This window comes from Thermococcus fumicolans (assembly GCF_055386755.1).
The window spans coordinates 1,874,731-1,892,825 of sequence record NZ_AP042424.1 but is presented as its reverse complement, the minus strand read 5'-3'; the positions used below and the strand labels follow the sequence as shown (position 1 = coordinate 1,892,825).

26 protein-coding genes are annotated in these 18,095 nt (G+C 54.4%); 13 read left to right on the top strand and 13 right to left on the bottom strand.

The window, feature by feature from the left end; translation table 11 throughout:
• The first annotated feature begins 174 nt into the window (after positions 1-174).
• Positions 175-1,065 carry a DUF835 domain-containing protein gene (locus ACZ5AM_RS10655; protein WP_464914911.1) on the top strand — a complete coding sequence of 297 codons (891 nt, stop codon included), beginning with the start codon at positions 175-177 and terminating at the stop codon, positions 1,063-1,065.
• On the opposite strand, the gene ACZ5AM_RS10650 is transcribed toward ACZ5AM_RS10655, so the two are convergent.
• The 4 genes from ACZ5AM_RS10650 to ACZ5AM_RS10635 are packed head-to-tail and all read right to left on the bottom strand — an operon-like array spanning position 1,062 to position 3,491.
• Positions 1,062-1,523 (bottom strand): DUF371 domain-containing protein, encoded by a 462-nt coding sequence (locus tag ACZ5AM_RS10650; RefSeq protein WP_464914910.1) that lies wholly within the window; start codon positions 1,521-1,523, stop codon positions 1,062-1,064. The genes ACZ5AM_RS10655 and ACZ5AM_RS10650 overlap by 4 nt on opposite strands.
• Positions 1,480-2,064: a thymidine kinase gene (locus ACZ5AM_RS10645; RefSeq protein ID WP_464914909.1), complete on the bottom strand. Its 585-nt coding sequence runs from the start codon at positions 2,062-2,064 to the stop codon at positions 1,480-1,482. Before ACZ5AM_RS10645 ends, ACZ5AM_RS10650 begins: the two co-directional genes overlap by 44 nt.
• Before the next feature lie 38 nt (positions 2,065-2,102).
• Positions 2,103-2,528, bottom strand: a complete 426-nt coding sequence (locus ACZ5AM_RS10640; protein WP_464914908.1) for an NfeD family protein — start codon at positions 2,526-2,528, stop codon at positions 2,103-2,105.
• 6 nt (positions 2,529-2,534) lie between these two features.
• Complete coding sequence (locus ACZ5AM_RS10635; protein ID WP_464916153.1) at positions 2,535-3,491, bottom strand: SPFH domain-containing protein; 957 nt, start codon at positions 3,489-3,491, stop codon at positions 2,535-2,537.
• A gap of 205 nt (positions 3,492-3,696) precedes the next feature.
• On the opposite strand from ACZ5AM_RS10635, the gene ACZ5AM_RS10630 reads away from it, so the two are divergent.
• From ACZ5AM_RS10630 to ACZ5AM_RS10605, 6 genes are read left to right on the top strand one after another with little or no spacing between them, the layout of a single operon-like run.
• Positions 3,697-5,592 (top strand): phosphoadenosine phosphosulfate reductase domain-containing protein, encoded by a 1,896-nt coding sequence (locus tag ACZ5AM_RS10630; protein ID WP_464914907.1) that lies wholly within the window; start codon positions 3,697-3,699, stop codon positions 5,590-5,592.
• A gap of 53 nt (positions 5,593-5,645) precedes the next feature.
• Positions 5,646-6,257, top strand: a complete 612-nt coding sequence (locus tag ACZ5AM_RS10625) for an HVO_0476 family zinc finger protein (RefSeq protein ID WP_464916152.1) — start codon at positions 5,646-5,648, stop codon at positions 6,255-6,257.
• A gap of 48 nt (positions 6,258-6,305) precedes the next feature.
• Positions 6,306-6,485 carry a hypothetical protein gene (locus ACZ5AM_RS10620; protein WP_464914906.1) on the top strand — a complete coding sequence of 60 codons (180 nt, stop codon included), beginning with the start codon at positions 6,306-6,308 and terminating at the stop codon, positions 6,483-6,485.
• 10 nt (positions 6,486-6,495) lie between these two features.
• A complete protein-coding gene (locus tag ACZ5AM_RS10615) occupies positions 6,496-7,068 on the top strand; it encodes an adenosylcobinamide amidohydrolase (RefSeq protein ID WP_464916151.1) in 573 nt (190 codons plus the stop codon).
• Between the two features lie 29 nt (positions 7,069-7,097).
• Positions 7,098-7,310 (top strand): hypothetical protein, encoded by a 213-nt coding sequence (locus ACZ5AM_RS10610; RefSeq protein WP_464914905.1) that lies wholly within the window; start codon positions 7,098-7,100, stop codon positions 7,308-7,310.
• The gene (locus ACZ5AM_RS10605; protein WP_464914904.1) at positions 7,300-7,761 is read left to right on the top strand and encodes a type II toxin-antitoxin system VapC family toxin; all 462 of its coding nucleotides are present in this window, start codon (positions 7,300-7,302) and stop codon (positions 7,759-7,761) included. The genes ACZ5AM_RS10610 and ACZ5AM_RS10605 overlap by 11 nt, the downstream gene beginning before the upstream one ends.
• Here the strand turns inward: ACZ5AM_RS10605 and cobT are convergent.
• On the bottom strand, positions 7,739-8,746 hold the full coding sequence (cobT, locus tag ACZ5AM_RS10600) for a nicotinate mononucleotide-dependent phosphoribosyltransferase CobT (RefSeq protein ID WP_464916150.1): 1,008 nt from the start codon (positions 8,744-8,746) through the stop codon (positions 7,739-7,741). The genes ACZ5AM_RS10605 and cobT overlap by 23 nt on opposite strands.
• 68 nt (positions 8,747-8,814) lie before the next feature.
• Between cobT and ACZ5AM_RS10595 the strand changes: the two genes are divergently transcribed.
• A complete protein-coding gene (locus tag ACZ5AM_RS10595; RefSeq protein WP_464914903.1) occupies positions 8,815-10,266 on the top strand; it encodes a cobyric acid synthase in 1,452 nt (483 codons plus the stop codon).
• On the opposite strand, the gene ACZ5AM_RS10590 is transcribed toward ACZ5AM_RS10595, so the two are convergent.
• From ACZ5AM_RS10590 to ACZ5AM_RS10560, 7 genes are all read right to left on the bottom strand, one after another.
• On the bottom strand, positions 10,263-10,472 hold the full coding sequence (locus ACZ5AM_RS10590; RefSeq protein ID WP_464914902.1) for a hypothetical protein: 210 nt from the start codon (positions 10,470-10,472) through the stop codon (positions 10,263-10,265). The two genes, ACZ5AM_RS10595 and ACZ5AM_RS10590, sit on opposite strands and share 4 nt — an antisense overlap.
• The gene (locus ACZ5AM_RS10585; protein ID WP_464914901.1) at positions 10,469-11,008 is read right to left on the bottom strand and encodes an NTP transferase domain-containing protein; all 540 of its coding nucleotides are present in this window, start codon (positions 11,006-11,008) and stop codon (positions 10,469-10,471) included. The genes ACZ5AM_RS10590 and ACZ5AM_RS10585 overlap by 4 nt, the downstream gene beginning before the upstream one ends.
• Positions 11,009-11,074: 66 nt before the next feature.
• Positions 11,075-11,269, bottom strand: a complete 195-nt coding sequence (locus tag ACZ5AM_RS10580) for a DUF2281 domain-containing protein (protein WP_464914900.1) — start codon at positions 11,267-11,269, stop codon at positions 11,075-11,077.
• Between the two features lie 33 nt (positions 11,270-11,302).
• The gene (cobS, locus tag ACZ5AM_RS10575; protein WP_464914899.1) at positions 11,303-11,998 is read right to left on the bottom strand and encodes an adenosylcobinamide-GDP ribazoletransferase; all 696 of its coding nucleotides are present in this window, start codon (positions 11,996-11,998) and stop codon (positions 11,303-11,305) included.
• The gene (locus tag ACZ5AM_RS10570) at positions 11,995-12,252 is read right to left on the bottom strand and encodes a hypothetical protein (RefSeq protein ID WP_464914898.1); all 258 of its coding nucleotides are present in this window, start codon (positions 12,250-12,252) and stop codon (positions 11,995-11,997) included. The genes cobS and ACZ5AM_RS10570 overlap by 4 nt, the downstream gene beginning before the upstream one ends.
• Positions 12,239-12,664 (bottom strand): alpha-ribazole phosphatase CobZ, encoded by a 426-nt coding sequence (cobZ, locus tag ACZ5AM_RS10565; protein ID WP_464914897.1) that lies wholly within the window; start codon positions 12,662-12,664, stop codon positions 12,239-12,241. Before cobZ ends, ACZ5AM_RS10570 begins: the two co-directional genes overlap by 14 nt.
• Positions 12,661-13,302, bottom strand: a complete 642-nt coding sequence (locus ACZ5AM_RS10560; RefSeq protein ID WP_464914896.1) for a PAB0415 family putative ATP pyrophosphatase — start codon at positions 13,300-13,302, stop codon at positions 12,661-12,663. Before ACZ5AM_RS10560 ends, cobZ begins: the two co-directional genes overlap by 4 nt.
• A gap of 48 nt (positions 13,303-13,350) precedes the next feature.
• Here ACZ5AM_RS10560 and ACZ5AM_RS10555 point away from each other — a divergent pair, with 48 nt between their 5' ends.
• The 3 genes from ACZ5AM_RS10555 to ACZ5AM_RS10545 are packed head-to-tail and all read left to right on the top strand — an operon-like array spanning position 13,351 to position 15,918.
• Positions 13,351-14,097, top strand: a complete 747-nt coding sequence (locus tag ACZ5AM_RS10555) for a uracil-DNA glycosylase family protein (protein ID WP_464914895.1) — start codon at positions 13,351-13,353, stop codon at positions 14,095-14,097.
• A complete protein-coding gene (gene cbiB, locus ACZ5AM_RS10550; protein WP_464914894.1) occupies positions 14,085-14,960 on the top strand; it encodes an adenosylcobinamide-phosphate synthase CbiB in 876 nt (291 codons plus the stop codon). Before ACZ5AM_RS10555 ends, cbiB begins: the two co-directional genes overlap by 13 nt.
• A complete protein-coding gene (locus tag ACZ5AM_RS10545) occupies positions 14,953-15,918 on the top strand; it encodes an aminotransferase class I/II-fold pyridoxal phosphate-dependent enzyme (RefSeq protein WP_464914893.1) in 966 nt (321 codons plus the stop codon). The genes cbiB and ACZ5AM_RS10545 overlap by 8 nt, the downstream gene beginning before the upstream one ends.
• On the opposite strand, the gene ACZ5AM_RS10540 is transcribed toward ACZ5AM_RS10545, so the two are convergent.
• A complete protein-coding gene (locus ACZ5AM_RS10540; RefSeq protein WP_464914892.1) occupies positions 15,887-16,174 on the bottom strand; it encodes a hypothetical protein in 288 nt (95 codons plus the stop codon). The genes ACZ5AM_RS10545 and ACZ5AM_RS10540 overlap by 32 nt on opposite strands.
• A gap of 147 nt (positions 16,175-16,321) precedes the next feature.
• Between ACZ5AM_RS10540 and ACZ5AM_RS10535 the strand changes: the two genes are divergently transcribed.
• Together ACZ5AM_RS10535 and ACZ5AM_RS10530 are read left to right on the top strand one after the other, a co-directional pair.
• Complete coding sequence (locus ACZ5AM_RS10535) at positions 16,322-17,035, top strand: TIGR02253 family HAD-type hydrolase (RefSeq protein ID WP_464916149.1); 714 nt, start codon at positions 16,322-16,324, stop codon at positions 17,033-17,035.
• Between the two features lie 51 nt (positions 17,036-17,086).
• Positions 17,087-18,088 carry a 2-hydroxyacid dehydrogenase gene (locus tag ACZ5AM_RS10530; protein WP_464914891.1) on the top strand — a complete coding sequence of 334 codons (1,002 nt, stop codon included), beginning with the start codon at positions 17,087-17,089 and terminating at the stop codon, positions 18,086-18,088.
• Positions 18,089-18,095 lie beyond the last annotated feature (7 nt).

Below are 18,095 nucleotides of genomic sequence, written 5' to 3'. Positions count from 1 at the left end.
GCTTTTTAATGCTTTTCGTTTTATGACGACGCTTAATTAGGCAAAAAACGAACAGATGCGTGCAATAATGAACCGGGGAAGGTGGACGTCCCAACATGATCCTCAAACTGGACGGGGTTAGGGGTTTAGAAAAAGCTTAAGTACGCCTGCGCTTTATTATGGGCGGGTGAGTAAGTGTCCGTTAACGTGCCTGGATTGGCGGCCGGTATCGTTGCCCTGCTGGCCTCCCTGGTGTTCGGAGTTCTGGCCTACTCCTACTACCACCGCCTTACAACGCCGGCATCGAAAGGATTGGCCTTCAGGATACTCCTCTCCAGCCTCCTCGGAGTTGTGGGCAGCCTGGGGGTTATAGTGGACTCTGTTACCCGTAGGAGTCTATGGTGGATAATGGCGTCGGCTTTCTTGGTCTCCTACCTCGTCATAATGGTCTCCGCGGTTCACTACCTGAAGCTCTCGGTCCAGTTGTTCGGACAGCCGAGGTCTTCCCCCGCTCCGGGCAGGAACCCCGCCGGGAGGAAGGTGGCAAAGCTTCCCGTTACAGGGGGCTTCAGCGTCGATTCAAAGCACCTGCCAAAGATAACCCCCCTATGCGAGCTCGTCAACGGTGTTGTCTACGTTGGGCGAAAGCAGAGGCCTCAGATCTGTGAAAGGGCCGATAAGGTGCTCTGGCTCACCCGCGTCGAGGCACCCAACTCCGTCGATCCCTCAAAACTCCACGTGCTAATGGAGAAGGTCATGCGCTTCGTCTCCGAGAGGGGAGGGGGTTGCTTGATAATCCTCGACGGCCTCGAGTACCTGCTGCTCCACAACGACTTCAAGGGCCTCATGAAGTTCCTCGCGGCCATGAAGGACTACGTTCTCCTCTCAAACTCCCTCCTGATAGTCGTCGCCGACGAGGCGACCCTCGGCAAGAGGGAGCTCTCGGTTCTCAAAAGGGAGTTCCCGGAGTTCGACGTCGAGGAGTTTCTGTCCAAGGTCGAGGGGAGGGCCCTCTTCGGGGTTCTCAGCAGGGAAGCCCTGGAGGAAGAAGTAGGGGGAGAGGAAGAGGAGGGAGAAGCCGGTTAATCGATTATAACCAGCTCTACCTCCGCCTCCGTCTCGGGATCCTTCAGGAGTTCGACTATCCTCCTGTCTACGTCCTTGGCCGCCTTGCTGGCCCTTATCGCCAGCGTCCTCGCGTCTATGTAAGTGCTCTTCCTCACGACCATTGAGTGGGGGTGGTCGAGTATCAAGTCCGGGCTGCCCTCGGCCGTTATCTCGTCCACGAGATCGCCCACCCTAATCCGTATCAGGAGCTTTTTCCCCTCCCTAAGGGACTCCTTGAACTCCTCGCTCAGGTCGTTTATCCCCCTGTCGGCTGAGACGCAGATTATGCAGTCGCCCCTGGGCGTTAGGTAGTCCTCCTTGGTGAACTCCAGGGTTGAGCGGTGGGTAGCTTTTACGTTCTCGTGGCCCCTGCAGCGGATTATCTCGATTAGCTCACCCCTCGGGGACGATGTGGTGCTCCCTGCACCTCGCCTCATAGCTCTCCCTCCCGCCCACTTGTATGACCGGCGAGTTCCTTGGAGCGGGCTTTCCATCTATTAGCCTTTGACTCCTCGTTGCCGGCCTGCCGCAGACCGTGCAGACCGCCGTTAGGTAAACTATGTTGTCAGCTCTGACTAGGAGCTCTTTGGTTACCGGAAACGGGTCGCCTTTGAAGTCGAGGTTTAATCCACTGGCTATGACGTAAACGCCGCTGTCGGCCAGTTCGTTTAGGACGCTGACTATCTTCATCGGAAAGAACTGCACCTCGTCGATGCCTATTACCCCAAGGCCTTCCCTTTTCGTGATCTCTCTTATTAGCTCCACGCCTTTCTCGCTCGTTGGCACGACGTAGGCTCCGTAGCTCAGCCCGTTGTGAGCAACTACCTCCTCGGCAGAATAGCGCGTATCTATTGCCGGCTTGAAGAGCGCGACCTTCCTCTTGGCGAAGGCCTGCCTCTCGACCCTCTTTATGAGCTCGGTCGTCTTCCCCGCGAACATCGGCCCAGTGATTACCTCAAGAAACCCTCCGGGATGCATTTGATCACCAGAAGAAGTGGGGGAGGCGGGTTAAAACTTTACTCCTTCGCCTTCCTCACGATCAGCTTGACGCCGTCGATGCCAGTGACCTCCACTTTGTCTCCCGGCCTCAGGGTATCCTCGCTGAGCGCTATCCACCGGTCTCCCTCGAGCTCCACGATGTAGTGGTCCTCTCCGACTTTAACGACCTTCCCGACCTTCCCGACTGGGTCGAAGGTGTACTTCTTCTCCCTCTCGCCGATGTCCTCAACGTCCTTCCTTATGTACCTGCCGACCGCTATGTAAGCCACCACTGCGGCTATCAGGGCCAGGACGAAGCTCTCCATGAAGTTCATGCCGAAGCCGAGGAGCAGGCCCAGGGTCGCGAAGGCCACGCCGATGGGCGTTATGAAGGCCGTGACCATCATGTCCAGGAGGATTATGAGGAGGCCCAGGATGAGAAGGGAAATGGGGAGGGGATCCATGCTCCCTCACTCCATCATCTTTTTGACCCTCTCAAGCTCCTCGGGGCTCATACCGCCCTCGGTTCCCTGGGGCTCCTCCTTGTCGCTGGGCGGCGCGGGCGGTATCGGGGTGTCCTTGACCTTCTGTAGTATCCTGAGGAGGCCGATGAGGGATTCGGTGTCGTAGGGAACTATGAGGTTGCCGTACTTAGCGAGGTCAGGCAGCTTCTCGATGTACTGCAGCGTGAGGTACTTCTCGTCCGCCATCCTAAGCGCCTCGAGGACCTTCCTTATCGCCTGGGCCTGGCCCTCCGCGATGAGTATCTGTCTCTGCTTCTCACCCTCGGCCTTTAGGATGGCCGCCTGCTTCTGACCTTCGGCCTCCCTGATGGCGGCTTCCTTCTTACCCTCCGCGAGGAGGATCATGGCCCTCTTCTCACGCTCGGCCGTCATCTGCTTTGCCATAGCCTCCTGGATGTCCTTCGGTGGGTCTATGCGCTGTATTTCGACGCGGGTTATCTTGACGCCCCAGCGGTCGGTTATCTTGTCGAGCTCTTCCCTAAGCCTAGCGTTGATTATGTCCCTCCCGCTCAGCGTCTCGTCGAGCTCCATCTCACCGATTATGGCACGGAGGTTCGTCTGGGCGAGCTTGATTATCGCCATCAGGAAGTTGCTCACGTTGTAGACGACCTTAACGGGATCGAGGATCTGGTAGTAGACGACGGCATCGACGGTAACGACGACGTTGTCCTTACAGATGACCTCCTGCGGCGGCACGTCTATGACGTGTTCGCGCATGTCGACTTTCTTAACGCGCTCCATGAAGGGTATTATGAAGTGGACTCCAGGGTCGAGGATCCTGTTGAACTTTCCGAGCCTCTCCACGAGGCCCCTCTGGTACGGCCTTATGACCTTCACTCCAAGCACAAGCAGCAGCAAAAGAAAACCGCCCAGCACCAGGAGTGCAACCGCGGCGAAGCCCATTACCATCACCACCAGGAAATTTTCATGTTCGGTTGGGGGTTCTTTCTTATAAAAGTTTCCTCCGAAAAGGGTTTGGAGTTGGGTTGAAAAAGGTGGGAGGGCCGGTTCAGGCCCCGTTCTCTCTTGTTTATCTCGTGTATCAAAACCTTGGTTTTTCGATGAAGTCTTTATAAACCCCTGCTCCCTTCTCGCCTCAGGTGAGAACATGGGAAGGCCGGTGTTCCTCGGTAAGGCTTACATAAACTGGTGCGAGAAGTGCAACGTCCCGCTCATTGGCGATAGCTGTGCGATACACGGAAAGGAGAGCGCCTTCCGCCTCGACGTAACGCCACCAGGCGATTTGAGGTTCGCCTTCGAGAGGGATTTGGAGTTCATCAAGGAGGTTTTCAGAGAGCACTTCGGCGTTGATATTGGGAAAGTCCTCGACGGAAAAGTTGTTCTCCTCAACAAGCTTCCGAGCGAGGATGATGCCTACGAGATAATCGTTGATGGTTATATCTTCGGCTATGTTAAGTTCGACCCCGTCGAACTTAAATGGCGGGCCGGTTTGAAGGTCGAAGGAGCCGTTGCCCTCTGGAAGCTCTACGGAAAAGATATGAAAAAGTGGGTTATCGTTGACAAAGGCGCGGTGGAGCCGATAAAGAGGGGAGCTAATCTCTTGGCAGTTGGTGTTCTAGAAGCTGATTCCAGTATAAGGGTAAACGACGATGTAATCCTCGTCTCGGAGGAAGGCGAGGTCTTCGCAACGGGAATAGCCAAGAAGGACTACGAAACTTTAATCAAGGGCGAGCGCGGGACTGGAGTTAAACCGAAGAGGCAAAAAAAGGTCAGCTACCGCGAGGGAAAGAAGGCGACCCTTGAGGACGTCCTCAGGGCGAACAGCATAGCCCTTGAGGAGAAGGTGATGAAATCCAGGGAGTTCATGAGGCGCGTTTCTGAAAAATACTCCGACCTTCCCGTGGCGGTTGCCTTCTCCGGCGGAAAGGACAGCCTGGCAGTTCTGGGCCTCGCTTTGGAGGAGTTTGGAGAAAACTTCACTGTCTTCTTCAACAACACGGGGATAGAGTTTCCGGAAACCGTTGAGTACGTGGAAGAGCTCAGAAGGGAACTCGAGCCGAAAGGCATAAAGTTCGTCGTTGCAGACGCTGGAGATGCCTTCTGGAGGGCTTTGTACGTTTTCTCGCCACCGGGGAGGGACTACCGCTGGTGCTGTAAGGTAACGAAGCTCGGGCCGATAACTCTGGCCATAAAGGAGAACTATCCCAAAGGCGTTCTAATGTTCGTCGGCCAGAGGAAGTACGAGAGCATAAAGCGCTTCAAACAGCCCAGGGTTTGGAGAAACGAGTGGGTGCCCAACGAGATTGGGGCATCGCCAATATTCCACTGGAGGGCCATAGAGGTCTGGCTCTACATCTTTAGCAGGAAGCTCCCATACAACCCTCTCTACGAGAGGGGTTTCGACAGGATAGGCTGTTTCCTGTGCCCGAGCGCTTCCCTCGCCGAGTTCGAGAGGCTCAAGAGGGAAAAGCCGGAACTGTGGGAGAAGTGGTTTAAGGCCCTGGACTACTGGAGGAAGCGCTTTAACCTTCCGGAGGAGTGGATTACCTACGGGTTCTGGCGGTGGAAGAAGCTCAGCAAGGGTGAGAAGGCCATAGCGAGAAAGCTCGGCGTTGAGATTCCGGAGGAGCGCTCGTGGGAGCCGGTAAGGGTGGAGATACTGGAAACGGCAGAGGGCTACGAGCTGGAGTTCAACACAGTCCTCAACAAAAGGCGCCTCCTTGAGGTCGCCCCAATCCTCGGAGAGGTTACCGTTGAGGGGGACGTTATCAGGGCTGGAGAGGTTGAGTTCCTCCCCGGGACGAGGAAAGCCAGAGCGCCGAACGAGGGGGAAGCGTGGAGCGCCTACTATCTAGTTAAAAGGGCTTACGAGTGCGTTGGCTGTGGCGTCTGCGTTGGGAAGTGCCCTGAAAATGCTCTAAGCATAGACGAGAGGAGCAAGAAGATAGTGGTCGACTGGGATAGATGCGTTCACTGTCGTGAGTGCATGGAGGTCTGCCCCCTGTTGAAGATTAAAAACCCCGAGGAGGGGAGCCAGCTTTAGCATCGTAGGGCACCTTTATAAACTCCTTCTCTTTTCTCCCATCGGTGAGGAAAATGGAGGAGTACTTCATCTGTCCCGAGTGCGGTAGCGATGACGTTGAAGTTATTAAAGAGCGCGGAAGAGAGCTGACCCTACGCTGTAACGAGTGTGGCAACGTCTGGCACGTGACCCTTCCGAAACTCATAAAGATCCCGCTCATAGTGAGCAAGCACGAGGTGAGCTTCAAGAGCGAGGCGGAACTGCCGGAGGGGGAAGAAATCAGGGTCGGCGACATCGTTGAGACCGAGGAGGACGAGGTTAGAATCACTGGAATCGAGCTCGAAGGCGGAAAGAGGGTTAACAGGGCCAGGGTTGGGGAGATAAAAACCCTCTGGGGCGAGAGCTTAACTTACCCGAAGGTCATCAAGGTTTCCATATACCTTCCCAAGGGAATAACCCAGTCCTTCCGCGTTAAAGTTCCGAGGGACGAGGAGTTCGCGGTTGGGGAGGTCGTCGAGGTCGGCGGCTACGCCTTCAAGGTTGAGAAGATCAAGACCGAGAGGAAGATGCTCCACCACGGGAAGGCCAGGGCCGATGAGATAGTGGCCATAATGGGCCACCACATCCCCAAGGCTAGGGCCAGGAGGAGCCTCGAGATATACAGGGGCTATGAGGAGGAATCCTGAGCTGAGGAGTGATGAGCTTGGCCGCTCCCGAGCCCCGAGGTGAGAGATATGGAGAGGAAGGCTGTCTACCGCGCTCTCCTCCTTCTCGTTCTTGTTTTGACCGCGCTCTACACCCTAGGCCTCGTTGGCGTGGTCCCCTTCAGGGTGAGCTACTACATAACGATCTTCATGATCCTCCTCTTCGTGATCCTCAGGATCGACTACCACCGGGGGAAGAAGGGTGCCTGAGCACTTCATAATGCCCTTTTCCAGCCCAATGCTGGCCCTCAGCAACGCACCCCATCGCGGTGGATTAAGGGGGGCGAACGGCTTCTTCTTCATGAAGGTCCCCAAGAACTACTCCGGCGACTACAAAGTGGACTGCCTGGCCTTCGAGCGAGATCACGGCCTGAAAAACTTCGTCGGCTTCATGACTGCGGCTGACGTTGAAAAAGTCATCTCCATAGCCAGAAGCGGGAGCGTTACGGCCTACGTAACAGCTGGAATAACCAACCCGGCCATAGCCGGTGAAGTTCCTCCGCCATGGAAGCCGGGGACGATAAACATCGCCCTCGTCATCGAGGAAGGCCTAACCGTTGGTGCGATGGCCAACGCGGTAATGACGGCAACCGAGGCGAAAACCTACACCCTTCTAAAACTAGGTTACAACACCACCGGAACGACGAGCGACGGGATCGGGGTTTTTGCATTTGAAGGTGAAAAGGAGTGGGCGGGAACGGCGACGGAGCTTGGTTTAAATATTGGAAGGGCCGTGAGGCAGGCTTTAGAAGAGAGCTTGAGGAAGTGGGAAAAGACGAGAAGGGTTAAATAGCTTCAATTCCTATTAAAGCCGGTGGGAACATGGAGGACGTTGAGAGGCAGGTTGAAAGGCTCTTCCTTGATGCTCAGAATCTCCTGTTAAAGTTACGGTTGAGGGAACTTCGGAAGAGCAAGGTTACCCTTGAGGACGTTGAAAAAATCGTGCAAGAAGAACTGGAGGTTGAGAAGGATCTAGATGACATAACTGAGGTAATTCGTCAGATGAGGGAGAGAGACTATGAGTTTGAGTACTGACGTTGTTCTGGATACCAGCGTCATTGTTAAAGGGATCCTGCCACCTTTGAGGAGGAAAAGGGACGATATTTATCGAAGACAATTCTTGCTCCACAAAAGTGCCAAAGAGTTGCTGAGAAAGGCTCAGACTGGGGAGTTTACGCTTCATGAACCATTAATAGCGCTTGTAGAAACTTCAACCGTGCTGTGGAGGCTTTCAAAGAGTGAGAGAATAGCCGATATAGGCGTTGAGTTTTTGGAAACTTACTCACTATTTTACTCCGACGCCTATCTTCTCGGGGATGCCATTAGAATAGGAAGAGCCACAGGGACTAGTGGCTTCGACGTCCTCTTCCTGGCCTGCGCAAAGAAGGCAAACGCCAAGCTGATCACCGACGACAAAAAGATGTATGAACAAGCGGTAAAAGCTGGGATAGAGGCCGAACTGCTCAGGAAGCTTTCATCTCCATGAGCCTCCTGTAAAGCTCCTCGACCTTTTCGCTGACCTCTTCCGGCGAGAAGCCCGCCTTTACGGCGAGCCAGGTAACTCCTCCAGCGCCAACGCCCTCCTTGACGTAGCCCTTCTCGTAGTCCCTCAGGCCCTTAAACTCACTCTTCGAGAAGTCCAGATCGGCGGCGTAGGTTATTACCCCTATCTCCTTTGCCGTCTCAATGAAGGTGGCACTCTTATCGTTGACCACCCACTTCGTTGTAGCTATCATGAAGCGGCTCAAATCCTCACCCAGGGCCTTAAGCAGAGCTGAAACGGCTAACATCTGGGTTCCCCCAGCGAGGACGACCTCCTTCCTGAAGCCCAAGGCCAGGCCTACGACCGTTGCCATCATAGGATCTCCAAACTGCCTCAGCGCTTCAAGTGGATTGTCCCCCAGCTGGCCCTTTTCAATGCCGACCCTATTGAAAGCTTCGCTGATTACCTTCTCCTTTAGACTCTGAGGGTTGTCCGGCGAGGCCGAGGAGGTTCTGGCTTCGTAACCGAGGGCCCAGAGAATAGCTTGAGCGGTTGTCGTCCCCCCCGGCGTTGATTCACCGATAACGAGTTCCTTGATTGGCATCTTGTTGAGTTCCTCTCCGAAGAGCTTGGCGCGCTTTATTATCTCGCCGAACTCCGGTAAAGCCGGCTCCTTTCTAAAGTCCCGTCCAACGGCATCGCTTACCTGGACGTGCGGAACGAGTGGAGCTAAATAAGTCCCACCGCGAACCACGAGAACAGGGAAGTTCGCCAGTTCTTTAGCCGCCTTGGTGATTATGGCTGGAGTTGGGTGGCCCTCGGGCGTTACCGGGATAACGTCTATCGTCAGGGGCTTCTCGTGAAAGAGGTATTCGGCATCGGCAACGGGTGTTAGCTTCGTAAGCTCGGGCGTTGCTCCGGCCACGCTAATTCCCGGAACGGTGCTTATCTCGGTGTTCCCCAGAACGAGAAGGAAGAGGCTCTCCATTCCAACCACCGCTGGAGGTTTTATCCAAGGGTTTATATGGCCTTCGGCCAACGTTCCCTGGTGGGAAAATGGGAAATACCTTAATGGTTCAGGGTACCTCATCTGGCGCTGGCAAATCCCTCCTCGTCACTGCATTATGCAGGATTTTCTCCAACCTCGGCTACGACGTCGTTCCCTTCAAGAGCCAGAACATGAGCCTTAATTCAGCGCCGAGCATCGAAGGAGGTGAGATAAGTCGCGCCCAGTACCTCCAAGCAATAGCCTGCAGAAAGAAGCCGAGTGTGAAGTTCAACCCAATCCTCCTCAAGCCAGAAGGAGAGATGAGGAGCCAGGTCGTCTTCATGGGAAGGCCCATCGGCAGCGTCTCAGCCAGAGACTACATGCTCTCGCGGAAGGAAGAGCTCTTCCGAAAGGCAATGAGGGTCCTCGACGAGCTGAAGGAGAGGCACGACCTCGTTCTAATCGAAGGCGCCGGCAGCCCGGTGGAGATAAACCTGAAGGACTACGACATAGCCAACATGCGCGTGGCAAGGCATGCAAACGCGAAAGTTATTCTCGTTACAGACATTGACAGAGGGGGTAGCTTCGCTTCAATAGTCGGCACGATGGAGCTTTTGAGCGAGGAGGAGCGGGAACTCGTGATGGGCTTCGTTTTCAACAAGTTCCGAGGTGACGCCTCCCTCCTAAAGCCGGGCTTTGAATACCTTGAGAAGCGCTACGGGAAGCCGACCCTTGGCGTTATACCCTACGTTAAACACCGCCTTCCAGAGGAAGATTCCCTAGCGGAGTTCCCCAAGGTTAGGGGCGAGCTTCACATCCAGATAGTTAAGCTCCCGCACATAAGCAACTTCACCGATTTCGAACCGCTCCACTGGGCGAATGGCGTTGACTACGTTACCAGAGCCGAGGAGATAGAGGGCGACGTCATTATAATCCCCGGAAGCAAGAACACGGTCGAGGATTTACTCTGGATGCGCGAGAACGGCATCGAAGAAGCTATAATTCAGGCCCACCGCGAAGGGGCTTTCGTCGTCGGAATCTGCGGCGGTTTCCAGATGCTCGGGAGGGAAATTCTCGATGAAGTCGAGTCGAAGCGCGGAAGGGTCAGGGGCATAGGACTCCTCCCGGCGAAAACCGTCTTCACAAGGGAAAAGCGGACGAACCATTTGGAGGCCGAAATCCTATGGGAGAAAGCCAGGGGTATAAGCGTTGAAGGTTACGAGATACGAATGGGCCGTTCCGTCTCAGAGAGGCCATTCTCGGTCATAACGTCGGTAAACGGGGCGAAAACCTTTGAACCGGAGGGGGCAATAGGCGAGAGGGCCTTTGGAACTTATCTCCACGGCATCTTCCACAACTTTGAATTCACGGAGAGGTTTTTGAACTTCCTCAGGCTGGAGAAGGGGCTTGAACCGGTTTCAGTCGAAGGATGGAGCGTTGAGGAGGAAATAGAGCGGTTTGCGAAAGTTGTTGAGAATAACCTTGACGTGGAGAGGATTTTAGGGGAGCTTGGACTCTAAAAATAATCCTCCAGACTCTCAAGCTCCTTTGGGGGATGTCTCCGGAGCCACCAGAGCTTCAGGCGGAGGTAGATGTAAAAACCGAGGAATATGAGAACGCCAAGGAGCATTAGGACGACAGCAACAACGAGAAAGCCGAAGAGAAACAGCAAGCCCAGTATTAGAACACCGGCGAGGGCAAGGGCACCTTTTATTTCCTCCTTCATCTTCCCACCAGCCCCGCTATCCTGTTGGCGAGCTTTAACTCTTCCGGCGTGTTCACGTTTAAGGCCAAAAGCGGGTTGCTCAGCTTGAAAAACTTCTCTCCTTCGCTTCCGACTGCGTTCAGCCCTACTATCGCATAGCCTCTATAGGTTGGGGGCCTCAAATCTCTCGGGACCTTCTCAAGTGGAAGGACACCCGTGAGACTCGTCCTCCCGTCGAAGGCTTTCGCGATTGAACTAATATCCGAGGCCTTGACAAAGGGCAAATCGGCGGAAACACTGACAAAAGGGCCGAACTCACGGAGGAGCCATTGAACGTCTTCAACGTAACCCCTTCCTGGCGTTTCGACGAAGGGGACTCCTTCCCGAAGGCACAGCTCTCTGGTCTTCGGTGTGTTCCTTGAGATGGCCACGATGATTTCCTCTATTGCTGATGCCTCATTGTAAACCCTAAGGAGCATTGGCTTTCCTCCGACCTTCAGGACGGGTTTTTCCTCCCCCATGCGAGTTGATTTCCCGCCGGCGAGGATGAGTATCATGGGAGTCAGTATGGACCAGTGGTTATAAGGCCTTCTGAGCATAAAACCCCAGAAACATCACGCTTGTCACTCCAGGGCTTTGTGCTGAAGCTCGACGGATGTAAGCTTAACGTCCTTCAACTTGCCTTCCCATGAGAACGTGAAGTCCCTTCTTTTTCCACCTTTTCGACCGTACTTCTGCAGGAGAAACTCGGCGTAAGCTAAAAGCTCCCTCCGCGCCTCCGGCGGAAGTTGGGAGAGAATTCTCTCAATGTCCTGCATGGTTTCACCATCTAAGTTTAGGTGATGCAATATTTAAAGGTAAGCCCACGCAAAAGATAGAACCAACAGCGTCCCTGTCCTCGTTATCTCGGCAATCGCTCCAAGGCAGTCGCCGTTTATCCCGCCGAAGTTCCTCAGGGAGAGCTTTATCGCATACGCCCCGAAGAGAAGGCCGAGGGTTCCAAAGAGGGCAGGCGGGTCGAAGAGCGCTATCGGAAGGTACAGGAGAATGTAGAGAATCGTTCCAACTGCGAACTGCTTTCCCTCCATTTTTTCCATGAAATACGCACCCAATCCCTGGCCAAGGGGCCTTTTTGTCGCCAGTCCAAGGAGGAGTGAAAACTTGGAGTTGAGCTCTGCGAGGTAGATGGAGTAGAAAGGAACGAGTTGGAGCGAGTAGACCTGGAGGAACAGCACCATCACGACGGCAAAAACGCCGGCTATACCAGTGTTGAGGTCCTTCATGGCTTTAACCTTCCTCTCGCGGTCGCCCTTGACCATTATTCCATCGGCCCAGTCCGCTAACCCGTCGAGGTGGAGGAGGCCTACGGTGAAGTAGAGAGCCAGAAGGGCAAGGACGTTGGAGAGGGGTAGCCTGAGGTATAAGGGGACGAGGGGAAGGGCCGAGCTTATCGGAGCTATTAAAGGAAAGGCCCAGAGCTCATTCCGGGCCCTTTCAAAGTCTCCTTTGACCGGAACCCGGGTTAGGAAGGGGAGGATGTTTCTCACAGGCCCACCTCTGTCCTCTTTTCCTCGAACTCTTCCCGGAGGGTTGAAAGCGTTTCCTCATCAACGAACGCTAAAACAACGCCGCAGTCGAGGCAGAGCCAGGGGGTTGCCTCGATGAAGGGCCTCAGCAGGCCGGTAGTTCTGCTCTTCCACGGCGGCTGCCAGAAGAACCTTGCGTGGCCGGCCATTTTTGCCTTGCTCTTCACCATCGTGCCGCCACAGACGGGGCACTTTCTGGTCTCAATCCTGCCCATCCCAATCACCCTCAAAGAGCCTTGTCATACAGCCCGCTATAAACCCTCCTATCGCATCGTCGAGGAAAGGCGGTAGTTCGGCAAGAATCCCCGGCTTCCGCGTGTCGTAGTAGAAGAAGTTGAAGAGGGCCATTTTACCGCCTATGTACTCTGCGATGTTGATTCCGATGAGCTCGTCCGCAACCAAGTTGACGGGGTCGCCTTCAACCCTGAAGTTCTCCTCAAGGAGAATGGCCGACAAAAGGAGGGCCTGAATGTTGATATCATTGAGGTAGCGAAGCATAACCCTCTCGAGTCTTCTCCTTACCTTCTCACCCTCATCCCCAACGTAGAGCTCCATTGCAGTGTCGAGCATTTCCTCCAGCGTTACGCCGTGCCTTTCGAGCCTTTTGAGGATTTCTTTGGCATTCACGCTCTCACCAGCCCGAAGCGAACCCAGTGGTATCTCTCGCTCTCCTCGAAGGAGTTTACAGCGAGTTTGAAACGTCCCTCGAAAAGGGGCGATGCTAAAACAACCGTGTGGAACTCTCCAAATTCTCCAATCGGGTCAACACCGGGATAGGCTTTCAAAAAGCCCTCCAGGTCGTTTTTTGAGCTGAATGTGTAGGCCAGCGCTTCTTTTGGCAACTTTTTCTTATCAACCGCTATAACTGCCCACTCGAAGCCCTCCCGGAGCATTTCGAGGGCAAGGTCGAAGGTGTTCCTCCCCCACAACGGCTCAAGGGCCTTAATTCCGGCCTTCTCAGCGAGGGCTTCAACCCACACCCTGTGGTCCTCGAGGAGAACGTCCCCAGCGATGAGGTAGTCAACATCGAGGGAACCGAGGAATTCAGCTAAAGCGTCGCTTCCATTGGCCATGTCAAAGGTGAGCAACTCCTTCCCCATTGCCCCGGCGAGCGTTTTTAAAGCCCCAAAATTTTCCCAGTGGGGGGAGAGGCCTATCGTGGTTTTTAAGGCCAGAAGATAAGGGACCTCAATTCCACTCCTCTCAGCGAGGTAAAGGGCATAAAGCCCGTCCTTGCCCCCAGAGTAGAACGCAACTCCCCTCAAGCTATCGCCTCCGTCAGGGTTATAAGGGACTTGGAGCTTTTATCCATTATGCTCCTGAAGGTCGAAGAGCTTGAGAGAACGGGTGGAATCTACCTCAACCCCCGGAACCTCAGGACAAAGCCTCTAAAACTCACGAACTGGCGTGATCTGCTTTCCCTCGATGAAAAGACCTACGGAACTTACGCGAGAACCATTTACAACCCACGCGAGAGATTCCTCGTAAGCGATGAAGAAAGCGAGGCCAAGGGAATCGAGCTTTCTGCATTATACTGCTCCCTCTTAACCGACCCGGAGTACTTCTGCGGTGAAGAGAACCTGATGTACCAGCTTAAGGTCGGTGAGTTTGAGGGCCTGCCCTTTGCCAACGGTTTTGCAGGTTCAAAGGTCGTCCTCGTCGGCGAAGCCCCCGGAAGGCGCGGGTGCGGGAAAACGGGAATATGCTTCTACCGCGATGCCTCCGGAATGTTGCTCCGCAGGGTTCTCTTCTCCCTCGGGATAAACCCGGACTTCCTATACATTACCAACGTCCTCAAGTGCAATCCACCGGAGAACAGGCTGAGGAGGATCCCTCCGGGAGCCTACGAGCTTTTGGCGAGAGAACTTGAAATTTTGAGACCTGATGAAATCTTTGCAATAGGCAGAACTGCCGAAAAAGTCCTGACCGAACTGGGGTTCGAGGCTGAGTACTTGAGGCATCCCGCCTGGTACGTCAGGAGGGGCGTTAGGGAGCCGAATGATGAAATTCTGGAGGAATACGGTAGAATCAGGGGAGTGTTGGGGGAATGGACGCCTTGACGGTCTTTATTCTGGCACTCTTCTGGGATCTCCTCCTGGGGGAGCCTCCTGCATTGGTTCATCCCGTCGTGTGGTTCGGGAAGCTCGCGGGGTTCATCGATTCCCGCTACAAAAGGCGTTCTCCAGAGCTTGATTTTCTGGCTGGAATGGCTGCGGCAGTGCTGGTTATTGCCTTCGCGTTCCTCCTCTCTATCTCACCCTTCTTTGCTCCATATCCGCTCAACTACGCCCTGGCCGCTTATCTTCTCAAAAGCTCCTTTGCGATTAGAAGTTTGCACGAGCACATAGCGAGAACGGTAACGGACGACATCGAGGAGAAGAGGAAAGCGGTCTCGATGATAGTCAGCAGGGACGTGAGGAAGCTTGACGAAGCCCACCTCAACTCCGCAGCAATAGAGAGCCTCGCCGAGAACCTCAACGACTCCGTAATTGCCCCCCTCTTCTACTTCCTCCTTTTCGGCTTGCCCGGTGCCTTAATCTACCGCGCCGTCAACACGCTCGACGCGATGCTTGGTTATAGAAACGAGCGCTACGAGTACTTCGGCAAGTTTTCTGCTCGGCTTGATGACGCTCTGAACTTCATACCAGCTCGCCTGACGGTCCTCCTCTACCTTTCCCTCGGTGGAAGGAAGGTTTTTCGCTACTACCGTCTGGCGAGGTTCAAAATAAACTCCGATAAGCCTATGGCAGTAATGAGCGCCGTCCTCGGAGTCTGGCTCGAGAAGCCCGGGGTTTATCGCTTTCCGGGTAAAGCTCCTGAAAACGAGGATATAAAGCGCGCCCTGAAAGTTTACTGGATTATCGTTGCCGAATGGCTGGTAGTCGTCTCCATACTCCTCGCGAGGGGGCCTGCCCATGCTTGAGCCGGTGAAGTTTTCAACCTACCATGGGGGTTCAAGGGAAGAGGGTTTGCTCGACTTCTCCGCATCGCTCAATCCATACCCTCCAGAATGGCTCGACGAGATGTTCGAGCGGGCAAAGGAGCTGAGCAACCGATACACCTACTACGAGAGACTTGAGGAGGACCTTTCGGAGCTAATAGGCGAACCCTTAACCGTAACCGCTGGAATTACAGAAGCGCTCTACCTTATCGGAATCCTCGCGCTCCGCGGGAGGAAGGTTGTAATCCCGCGCCACACCTACGGTGAGTATGAAAGAGTTTCGAGAATTTTCGGGGCGAGAATCGTTAAAGGCCCCAACGAGCCCGAGAAGCTCGCAGAACTGGTTGAGAAGGATTCGGTTGTCTTCTTCTGCAACCCCAACAACCCCGACGGAAGGTTTTACCGCGTTAAGGAACTTAAACCCCTCATCGATGCAGTTGAAGACAGCAAAGCCCTCCTCGTTCTTGACGAGGCCTTCATAGACTTCGTTAAAGACGCCGAAAGCCCGGAAGGAGAAAACCTTGTAAAGCTCAGGACGTTCACAAAGAGCTACGGCCTGCCTGGAATAAGGGTTGGCTACGTTCTCGGCTTTCCAGAGGCTTTCAAAAGCGTCAGGATGCCATGGAGCATAGGTTCAACGGGTGTGGCTTTCCTTGAGTTCCTAATCCGGGACAACTTCGAGCACATGAGGAGGACGATGCCCCTAATCTGGCGCGAGAAGGAGAGGCTTGAGAAAGCTTTGGGAGTTAAAAGCGACGCCAACTTCTTCATCAAGCGCGTTGGGAACGCGGGGGAGTTCGTCAAAGCTGTGAAAGAACGCGGAATCCTAGTGAGGGACTGCACGAGCTTCGGACTGCCAGAGTTCATCCGCTTCTCTGTGAGAAAGCCAGGGGAGAATGAAAGACTTATCAGGGCGTTTCGCGAACTTGAAGTCCGCTGACCAGTATCTCCTCCAGTTCAAGGCTTCCGTTTTCGGATTTCACCGCCGAGAGCTTTATCGGGAGGAGCTTGTAGGTTCCTCCGTTTATGATCCTCCGGACGAGCTTCTCAAACTCTTCCGCCTCCTCCTCGCTTGAGAACTCCACCTTTGCTATGAAGTCGTACTCCCCGTAGAGCCAGCTCCCCTCGACGGGCAGCTCCTCCAGCACCTCGTCCCTGACTCCCCATACCAGGAGTATCGCCTCCGTTGGGATCACCCTTTTCAAAGAGCCCTTTAACCGATAAAAGATTTTCTAAAATTTGGCCGTCTTTCTGCTTATTTGTCCAATTTTTTCAGGAAGAAATTCGTCATAATGACAAGCGAGGTTTAAAAGGCCATTCAAGATTCTGGATTGGGGATGTGCATGGTCAGGGCGGTCTTCTTTGACTTCGTCGGGACGCTGATAACGAAGGCTGGGGAGAACGTCACCCACCAGAACATCGTGAGGGAAGTCCTTAGAAGGGCAGGAGGGGGAGACTTGGACTATCTCAAAATCTGGGCGGAGTACGAGGAGGAAAGCTCGAAACTCTTCAAGGAGCTCGCCGGAAAACCCTACGTTAAGATAAGGGATGTTGACACCGCGGCCATGAAAAAGGTCGCGGATAGGTACGGCTTCACAGTTCCAGAGGACTTCTGGGGAATAAGCATCGAGATGCACGCGAAATACGGCGAGCTCTTCCCCGACGCCGTTGATACCATAAAAGCCATTAAAGACCTCGGCCTCCACGTCGGTATAATCACCGACTCGGACAACGACTACATAGAGGCCCATTTGAAGGCCCTCGGCATTTACGACCTCTTCGACAGCATAACGACGAGTGAGGACGCGGGCTTCTACAAGCCCCATCCGAGGCCCTTCCAGCTGGCACTCGAAAGGGCCGGAGTTAGGCTGGGAGAGGCCCTCTACGTGGGCGACAACCCTGCCAAGGACTGCGTTGGGGCAAAGAACGTTGGGATGGTTAGTGTTCTCCTCGACCCGGACGCCTCAAAGCAGTCCCTTTGGGGCAACTGCGACTTCGTGGTGTCCAAGCTTCTGGACGTTCTGGACGTTGTTAAGGGGCTCAACGGGGATCTTTAGCCCCTCCGACACTTTTATAACCTTTTCGACGAATATCTTAACGGTGGTACCATGAGGCCAAAGGTGGCTGTTCTTTTTAAGATGAAGAGCAAACCGACTGAGGAGCTCAGGAAGTACGCGGACGTCGAGTTCATCCTGTATCCGAGCGTCGATGAGTTGAAGGAACGAATAGGCGAGTTCGACGGGCTTATAGTTTCACCCCTCAACCCCGTTCCGGGGGAGGTCATTGAGAGGGCCGAGAGGCTGAAGGTGATAAGCTGTCACTCCGCCGGCTACGACCACGTTGATGTCAAAGCGGCCACCGAACGCGGGATTTACATTACCAAGGTTTCCGGGTGGCTAAGCGAGGCGGTCGCTGAGTTCGCCGTTGGCTTAACTATAGCGCTCCTCAGGAAGATAGCCTACTCGGACAAGTTCATTCGCTCCGGCAAATGGGACTCCCACAGAACCGTGTGGGGTGGCTTCAAGGAGGTGGAGACGGTTTACGGTAAGAAGGTCGGAATCCTCGGAATGGGTGCCATAGGGAAGGCCATAGCGAGGAGAATAAAGGCGATGGGGACGGAGATACTCTACTGGTCCCGGTCGAGAAAGGAGGACATCGAGAAGGAGGTTGGAGCTGTTTACAGGCCCCTGGAAGACGTCCTCCAGGAGAGCGACATAGTTATCCTCGCGCTCCCGGCAACGCCGGAAACCTACCACATCATCAACGAAGAACGGATAAAGCTCCTCGAGGGCAAGTACCTGGTGAACATAGGGCGCGGGACGCTGGTTGACGAGAAGGCTATTGTCAAGGCCATCGAAGAGGGCAAACTCAAGGGCTACGCCACCGACGTCTTTGAGAAAGAGCCCATCCGGGAGCACGAGCTCTTCAGGTACGAGTGGGAGACGGTCTTAACGCCACACCACGCGGGCCTGTCAAAGGAGGCAATGGAGGACATGGGCTTCCAGGCCGTTAAGAACCTCCTCACAGTTCTCAGGGGCGAAGTTCCAAAAGATCTCGTGAACAGAGAAGTTGTTAAAATCCGCCCTCCGGAAGAGGTCAAGATGCTCTGAGGTGGTT